Below are 8,140 nucleotides of genomic sequence, written 5' to 3'. Positions count from 1 at the left end.
GTCCGCCACGCAGATCCGAACTCACCGCCTCAATGCCATGGCAGAATGGAAGGCCGCGGCGTTGCAGATTGCCTGAAAACAGCTGTGGGCTTCCGCGCGTCCACGCTTCAAACAATGTGACAGCGCCAGGTCGTCTTGACAACCTCCGGCTGGTGCATCCCGTCCTTCGACGTCTTCTTGCCGCTGCTCGGAACGAAGGTCTTCTTCACTGTCTTCAAGAACGACTTCAATCCCCCGCTTTTTTTCGGCTGGGGGGCGATTGCCGGCTCCTCCGAGAAGGAGGAATCGCCCCCCGACGAGGCGGTCGAATGCTTGGACCGCGAGTGGCTCGAGGCTGCGTAAGAGGTGTCTATGCTGGGGCGCGCGCTGCTGATCTGGTTGTCCCGCAGGGAAGGCTGCCGCGGCATCCGCATTGAGCCACCCATGGACGTGCGCCGAATCGCACCACTGTCTGGATCAGCAGCGGAGCCGCCCAGGCTCAAGCCCCCCAGCTGCCGCTCCAGGGCCTGTTGTTGCTCACGGTACTGCCGCATGTAATCGTCCGTTGTCCCCCCTATCCCTGTCAAACTCGCGACCCAAGGGTATGCGTCGGCGTTGGGATCATTTTGTTCGGAAGTGCCGTAAGGCCCTGCCCGGCCAGTATTGTCCATAGCGGTCTCTCCGGTCGCGGATCAAGGAAGTACTTAAGCGCCTATCGGTCGCGCCGCCGTCATGCGCAATTCATATTCAATCATTCGATCGTGACATGGTGATGCTTCCCAAAGGACTGGCGATGCCACGTTAACTGGCGGTCATCTTTTTGGAGGAGCGGGAAGTCCTTCGGCAGAAGCCGCCACGCGCCGCCCGACGAGGCCATATACAGCAGCGCGTTCACGACTTCGCGCAGGTCCGTCTTGCGCGGTCGGCCGAGCCGGTTCGCACAAGGCATCAACGGCGCAATCAGCGCCCACTCCTCATCCGTCATATCGCTTGCGTAGCGCAGGCAGCGCCGCTCATAGTGCGGCCGAGTGATTTCGGTCCAGGCCATCGTGATCTCCGTCGAATCTCAGCAATCCGATAGAATCACAACCCGCTGAAATCACTCACCTCTTTTTGGAATGGACACTTAGCGGGCGTTGGTGCACGGATCGTTTATTGGTGTGGGTTTAGGCAAGCGGTCACCGCAATAGCCTTTGTAGCGTAGCCATGCCTTTGGCGTTGGTGCGCGGATATGAAATCGAACGCATTTCGATCATTAATGTAGTTGGTTATGCCTGCGTGACTTGACGCCGGATAGACGGATGTGTTGCAACGTTTTTGTTACTCGCGAGTGGCAAGGGATCCTTCAACCATTTCGGAGGATTGCGATGTTCAAAGGCCGCCAGTTCGACCAATCTGTGATCCTGCTTTGCGTGCGCTGGTACCTGGCCTACAATCTGAGCCTGCGTGATCTTGAGGAGATGATGGCCGAGCGCGGCATTACGGTCGATCACACGACCATCCACCGCTGGACGGTCCGTTTCGCGCCCTTGTTGCTGGAGCGCTTCAACCGGCGCAAGCGTAGCGTGACCGGCAAATGGCATGTCGACGAGACCTACATCAAGGTCCGTGGCCAGTGGATGTATCTCTATCGCGCCATCGACGGTGTCGGCGACACCGTCGAATTCTATTTCAGCGAGCAGCGCGACCTGCCATCGGCCAAACGCTTCTTCAGAAAGGCGCTGGAGCGTCATGGCCGACCGGATCGCGTCGTCATCGACGGTAGCCAGACCAATCGGGAGGCGATCGTTTCCTGCGACACCACAAATCGCTTGCAGGATCGCTCCCGGCGCCGGCTGAAGCCGATCCGGATCCGCAAGAGTAGATACCTGAATAACCGGATCGAACAGGACCATCGGCGCATCAAGCGCCGTATCCGGCCGATGCTCGGCTTCAAATCAACGGCCACCGCAGCCACCATCCTGACCGGCATCGAAATGATTCACATGATGCGCAAGCGACAGGCGAGGTACGCCTTCAATCCGAATCCGTCCTTGGCCGAGCAGTTCGAAATCCTCGCCGCCTGATTGACCTCGCATCAGGGCCTCTCTGTGCCCTATTCAGCCGTTGCAACAAAACCCTTTCAATCTACCCCCGCAAGGACTCCATCATGCAAATCAAAACCGCAAGCCTTGGCCCTAACGCGCATCCGCACGACCCGGTTGCGGGCGACGGATCGTCACCCGCCGACCGCAGCATCGAGATCGAAGCGGGACACGGCAGCGGCACTCTGTGGCCCACGGACGGCACGCAAGCACGCGCGTGCCCGAGACCGGCTTCGGAAACCACGATGTGCCTCGCGGACCTGCTGTCGATCTCCAGCCAGCGGCCTTCGAGGCCCGAAGTCATACCGGCCATTGTGCAAGCCGGGGACGATGAAGGCGTCCCGGATTTGCTTCCGCAACCGGCCCGTTCCGGGGCGAGCCAGCCGCGCCTGGCCAATCCCGGCGAAGCGAGGGACGTCGAGAGCGGGTTGCTCATGCGCGATTGCTCGTCGCGGATCGCCGCCTTCCTGGGCAACCTGTCGGTCGTCCAGGAGCTTCGGCAGTTCGATGACAGCGAGTTCGTGGGCAAGCTGCGTAACGAACTGGTCACCGAGCCCGGATGTCGAGAGCCGAAGACGCTGCTGGCCGCCATGGGCGAGAAGGTCGATGAACTGCGGTCGCACCTGGACAAGCAGGCGTCGACACCAGAGGAGGCGGAGTTCCTGGCAGAGGCCCGGCGCTATCTCGAGCCGGTCATGACCAGCTTCGAGACCGACATCCACACCTTGCAGCACGACGCGAGTGCCGCGAAGCGGATATACCAGGGAGCGCTGACGCTTCTGCTCTACCCCTTGCCGCTCGCCACGCTGTTCACCCAGAAGACTGGCACCTACGCTGCGTTCAACATTGCTTCCTACACCTATACGGCGATACAGCTGGTCTCGCTTATGCGACGCCCGACAACGGACGCCAAGCTGTTCATGAAGCACGCCATCAACCGGCACAGCCTGGTCTTCTTCATCTCGCTGATCTATGCCGTACCCACCTTCTACGCCAAGGCCGCGCCGCTGCAGCGCAACGCCGGCTTCGTCGCCGGCGCAGCGGCAGCGCAAGGGGCGATGATGTTCGGCCTGCGGCTGGGGCAGGACCTGATGGACTCGATGCGGCTGCGCTTCAACGGCGCCTTCAACCGCAGGCGTGATCTTCCCGACGGCTTCAGGGACGCCATTGAGGGAGTCGTGGGCGATCTGCGCGCGGGTCTGAGCAACGTCAACCGCTCCGTCGGCGAATTCCAGAAGGACCGGCGGATCACGCCGCACATGGATCGGCAGCTCACCTTCTTCAAGCAGGACCTGTCCAGAATCGTGACGGGCCTTGAGCGGCTCGTAGCGACCGGGACGCGGCAGGAGAGCCCGGTCGCCGCAAGCGATGACCCACCAGGCCCCCTAGAGGCGGTGCGCCGGACCCTGGACGCATCGTTCGCAAACAACCCCGACCTGAAGGGAAAGCTCGCGCTGGCGACCGTAGCCTTCGCCGTCCTCGGGTCAAACATCGCCCTGATGCGCAACAACGGGCTGGCCCTACCTGACTTCATCGCCGATGCGGTCGTCTCGTCGACGTTCCTGCTCCGTGAAGCGCTGAGCCCGCACGTCACGCACGCGGGGATGAACGACAGCGTGAGCGACACCGTCGGCGGTATGACGATCGGCCTGCCCTTCTCCGTAGCCGCTGTGATGAGCGGCTACATGGACGACCCCAGGGCCAACCCATCGGGCTTCATAGCCGGGACCGTCGGCTACACGGCGGCCTACCTGCTCTTCGGCCGGGTGGCCGGCGACGTCATGTCCAAGGGCCTCATGGCTACGAGCGGAGCGCTCGGCTGGGGCCAACAGCAGGCGATCCGACTCGGCCGGAGCGCGATGGCCTTGGGTTTCGAGCTGGTCGCCGGGCACCGCTCGCCGGCTGCAGCGGATGTGCACGACGTAGCCGGGGTCGAGATGGCGGGTGTGCCGCATGAGCCGCTGTTCTTCAGCCCCTCACAGCGGGCGTCCGCCGAACGCACCCTGGTCGGCACGCTTGAGCAGATCGGCGACGAGTGGTACGAGGCGCGCGACGAATGGGAAGGCGAATCGGAGGGGACGGCGGGTAGGGACGACCCCTGGGTCGACGCACCGGCGGAGCTGCCCATGCAGCCGGCGCCTCAGTCGGAATAAGCAGCCCTGCACGCGTATGGGGTCGGGCGGGATTCCTGAGCGGGAGGGTCGGTAGGGATTCGTGTAAGAAACCTTTACTGACAGCGAGTTAGCTCACTTTTGGCTGTTTTGTACACAAATCCCTGCCAAGCCTCTATAGAGGCTCGAGAATCCCGCGCGTCAATGCTTCGTCGTCCCAGCTATGACTTCGGTGAGCCAGCGCGAATCGGAGAGTTTCTCGCCAAACTTGCTCCTACAGTCACTGTAGGAGATCAACATGGGTCTATGCGTTTCAAAGCCGAGCGTGGCAGGCTCACCTGAGCATTATGCAGCCCACGCCACAGAGCAGGCCACGCCCTCTACGCCGTCATCTCCCGAGGCGTCCATGTCACCCAGCCTGTATGGCTTGGCGTCACTCGGGTCTCCCGGAGCGAGCTCGAGCCGCCGTCCATTAAGTCCACTGCTGGAGTTGAATACCAGCGATCTGGTAAAGCAAAAAAGCGACTTTGGCAGCGGATCCAACACGATGGGTCGCAGTTCCGAACCACACCTGAAGAACGAAAACAGTTCAAGACTGCGCTCATAACTCTTTGGGGCTAACAATCCCGCCCACAGAGGCAGCAGCAGTGGAATGGGATGATGCAAAGAATGGCACAGATGAAGAGGAACCACCCAGAACTCGAACACATGGCAACCGAGGATCTCGTGGCGCTGCAGGCATGGACGACGGACGATTATGAAGTAGTACAGGATGTTCTGGAGAAAGAAGCGACGCCCACTGCTCATGGCCTTGCATTTGCAAAATGCATCATTTCCGCCCTGCAATCGCTTCCCGAAGAATATTCATATCAAGGGACTGTCTTCACCGGCGAAGATCAGTTGCCGGACTGGGTGTCGGAGCGATACCAAGAAGGAAGCATCACCACGGACCGCCGATTCTTCGCGACCTCAGAAACCAAGAATGCATCCTGGCAAGGAATGGCAGTCGAGTGGGAAAGCAATTCAACAACTGGAAAACGCATCTCCATGTTTTCAGAGCGCCCGAATGAGCAGGAAGTTCTCTTCCCTCCTGGCACCCGCTTTCAGGTAACACGAATTGAAGAGAACGAGACTCATCCCCGCCTGAAGATTTATCAAAGCCAGATCGCGTAGGCATTCTGAATCGCCCTGGAGAAGTATTCACCAGAAGTACGGATGTGGGCGGTGTGGATGGTGTTCGAGCGGACTGAACTTCGCAGCAACAGGCTGCTGAAGAATCATCTGCCACGCGAAACGGCAAACGGACGGCTCGACAAGGGGTTCTCAGTTCACAGGCCAAGCGCGCTGCTGACAGGCAATGCGCTTGCCTGTCAGTTGCGGTCACTTTGTGCCAGTCGCAGCGCTGCGCCATGACAGCACCCGTACGTCCCTGGCGCAGGCAACGCGCACTAAGAGGGGTCGGAACAAGAGCAGTGCGAAATCGTACGCTAAGGGCGAACGGATCATGAACTCTAGTGTAGTGCGGCTGTGCAGCATCCGATCCCTGTGGATTGTCATCGCAGGGCACCAGTTTTGATTTCTTCGCCCGTCCGACTCGACAACGCTCCCGGCAGATTAGTCGTGGATGGAGTTGGGCGATGGGTAAACGGAGGCTTCTCAAGGTTCAGGATCGACAGAGACTTTTCGATATACCAACCGATGAGGACGGCCTCATCCGACACTATTCGTTGTCGTCGGCTGACAGGCTTGAGATTGGACTTCGCAGACGAGAACACAATCAGCTCGGATTTGCCGTTCAGCTCTGCCTGATGCGATATCCAGGCAGGGTGTTGGCGACCGATGAAACTCCGCCTCGCGCAATGCTAAAGTACGTTGCTGAGCAGATTGGCGCCGACGCTGGAAAGTTTGCGCTCTATGCACGCCGTGAAGAAACGCGTCGCGATCACATTGCTCGCTTGATGGTTTATCTGGCCGCGCGGAGCGCGACGGGGCAAGACCGTAGAGCTGCGCTGTTGGCTGCAATTCAAGCGGCCACGATGTCCGACGACGGTGGCGCGATAGCGAGTGCTACTGTCGCCATGTTTCGTGCACGCGGATCTCTTCTGCCAGCAATCGACACGATCGAACGGATCGGTCTTGCCGCCCGCGCCATTGCCCGTCGGCGGGCAGAGAGAGCGCTGATCGAAGAAATTTCGGTCGATACGCTCCAATCATTGGATAAGCTGTTGGAGGTTGACCCGGCCATCGGCCAGACGCGCTTTCATTGGCTGCGATCAGCGCCGGATGCGCCAGGCGCGTCAAACCTGGTTGGGCTGACCGAACGGATTGCCTTCCTGCGCAAGCTGGAAATCGATCCGAAATTGCAGATGCGCATATCGTCTGGACGGTGGGATCAGATGATCCGTGAGGGCAACGCCACACCGGCATGGCTAGCCAACGACTTCAATGCCAGCCGTCGACACGCGCTGATCGTGGCGCAGATTATCAAGCTCGGCCAGAAGCTCACGGACGATGCAGTGTCGATGTTCATCAAGCTGATAGGTCGGCTGTTCTCGCAAGCCAATAACCGCAAGAAGCAGCGGCACATGGACTGCAGGCCGGATACCGCCAAAGCGCTACGCATGTTCCTGGACACGATCACCGCCCTGCAATCCGCGAACGATTATGGCCGGAACGCATTGGAGGTTCTCGATCAGGAAGTTGGATGGCACCGGTTGCTTCGGATGAAGCCTGAGCTTGAGTCGATGGTCGAGGACAACGAGGCGTCGCCATTGACCTTAGCGGCCGAGCAATATGCGACCGTCAACAAGTATGCCGGTGCGTTCCTGCGGGCGTTCACGTTCCGCTCAGCGCGCCGCCACGATCCCCTTCTTGCGGCGATTTCGCTGCTGAAACGGCTCTATGCCGAGAAGCGGCGGACCCTTCCGGATCGCGTTCCGGTCACCCACCTCAGCCAAGCTGATCGACGGCTAATCCTCGGGCAGGAGAAGCCCGATCGCCGTCTCTATGAGATTGGAACGCTCGCGGCTTTGCGAGACCGGCTTAGATCTGCGGATATTTGGGTCGATGGCGGCCGATCCTTCCGACCGATCGACGAGCACCTGATGCCGCGGTCAACGTTCACCATCCTGAAAGATGAAGATCGCCTCGGACTTGGTGTCCAAGAAGACGGCGCGGCGTGGCTTACCGAAGCGCGGCAGATGCTCGACTTCAACCTGAAGCGCCTGGCGCACAGGGCACGAGCCGGGAAGCTCGACGGTGTTCGCCTTGAAGCTGGTACCTTGATCGTCACGCCGACCGCCGGCGAGGTTCCCGCTGCAGCCGAGGAACTGAATGCCGAGATCAGCGAGCTTTATCCGTTGGTCGAGGTGCCGGACCTCCTGCGGGAAGTGCAAGAGTGGACCGGCTTTGCGGATTGCTTCACGCATGTTCGCACGGGTGACACTCCGAGGAATGTCTCGGCCATGCTGGCTGGCGTACTGGCCGATGCGACCAACCTCGGTCCGAAACGGATGGCCAGCGCGTCCAAAGGCATCAGCGCTCACCAGATCAGTTGGATGCGCACCTTCCATGCCCGGTCAGAGACCTACCGCGCGGCCCAAGCCTGCGTGACGGACGCACACACCCGCCATCCGCATTCTCGCCTTTGGGGCAATGGCACAACGTCATCATCTGATGGCCAATTCTTCCGAGCAAGCGACCGAGCCGCAAAGCGCGGAGATATCAATCTACATTACGGCAGTGAGCCCGGATCGAAGTTCTACAGCCATCTGTCAGATCAGTACGGCTACTTCAGCATCTTGCCGATCAGCCCGACCGAAAGCGAGGTGTCGCACTGCAGTTAAATGTGAGATTGCGACCATTTATCGCGGAGACCGGTAATTTCTCTGGGGTCAGGCGGCGCGTAGAAGAGGCGTTTTGGGCTTGAATATTGGAGGCACGTTCAGTTCTGGCTGTCGGAAAGGC

3 protein-coding genes and 3 pseudogenes are annotated in these 8,140 nt (G+C 60.1%); 4 read left to right on the top strand and 2 right to left on the bottom strand.

Annotated elements, in window-relative coordinates; translation table 11 throughout:
* Window positions 1-107: 107 nt before the first annotated feature.
* Both ACFX5Q_RS34440 and ACFX5Q_RS34435 read right to left on the bottom strand, forming a co-directional pair.
* Entirely contained in the window at window positions 108-650 is a 543-nt protein-coding gene (locus ACFX5Q_RS34440; protein WP_404285001.1) for a hypothetical protein, read from the bottom strand.
* Window positions 651-808: 158 nt separating this feature from the next.
* Window positions 809-1,027: pseudogene (locus ACFX5Q_RS34435) on the bottom strand (transposase); the annotation flags it as partial.
* A gap of 319 nt (window positions 1,028-1,346) precedes the next feature.
* Between ACFX5Q_RS34435 and ACFX5Q_RS34430 the strand changes: the two are divergent.
* From ACFX5Q_RS34430 to ACFX5Q_RS34415, 4 genes and pseudogenes are all read left to right on the top strand, one after another.
* Window positions 1,347-2,045 (top strand): IS6 family transposase, encoded by a 699-nt coding sequence (locus ACFX5Q_RS34430; protein ID WP_404284999.1) that lies wholly within the window; start codon window positions 1,347-1,349, stop codon window positions 2,043-2,045.
* An 83-nt stretch (window positions 2,046-2,128) separates the two neighbouring features.
* Window positions 2,129-4,216 carry a type III secretion system effector XopAA gene (xopAA, locus tag ACFX5Q_RS34425; RefSeq protein WP_183455378.1) on the top strand — a complete coding sequence of 696 codons (2,088 nt, stop codon included), beginning with the start codon at window positions 2,129-2,131 and terminating at the stop codon, window positions 4,214-4,216.
* 591 nt (window positions 4,217-4,807) lie between these two features.
* Window positions 4,808-5,347 (top strand): annotated as a pseudogene (xopAI, locus tag ACFX5Q_RS34420) (type III secretion system effector XopAI); the annotation flags it as partial.
* 464 nt (window positions 5,348-5,811) lie between these two features.
* Window positions 5,812-8,010, top strand: a pseudogene (locus ACFX5Q_RS34415) (Tn3 family transposase); the annotation flags it as partial.
* Between the last annotated feature and the right edge of the window lie 130 nt (window positions 8,011-8,140).

The sequence above is a fragment of the Mesorhizobium sp. IMUNJ 23033 genome (genome assembly GCF_044778005.1).
Taxonomy (GTDB): domain Bacteria; phylum Pseudomonadota; class Alphaproteobacteria; order Rhizobiales; family Rhizobiaceae; genus Mesorhizobium; species Mesorhizobium amorphae_A.
This window is presented reverse-complemented; position numbering and strand designations above follow the sequence as displayed.

Coding starts and splice junctions, on each gene's coding strand:
- ACFX5Q_RS34430 (WP_404284999.1), top strand. CDS start 1,347: ATGTTCAAAGGCCGCCAGTTCGACCAATCTGTGATCCTGCTTTGCGTG.
- xopAA (WP_183455378.1), top strand. CDS start 2,129: ATGCAAATCAAAACCGCAAGCCTTGGCCCTAACGCGCATCCGCACGAC.
- ACFX5Q_RS34440 (WP_404285001.1), bottom strand. CDS start 650: ATGGACAATACTGGCCGGGCAGGGCCTTACGGCACTTCCGAACAAAAT.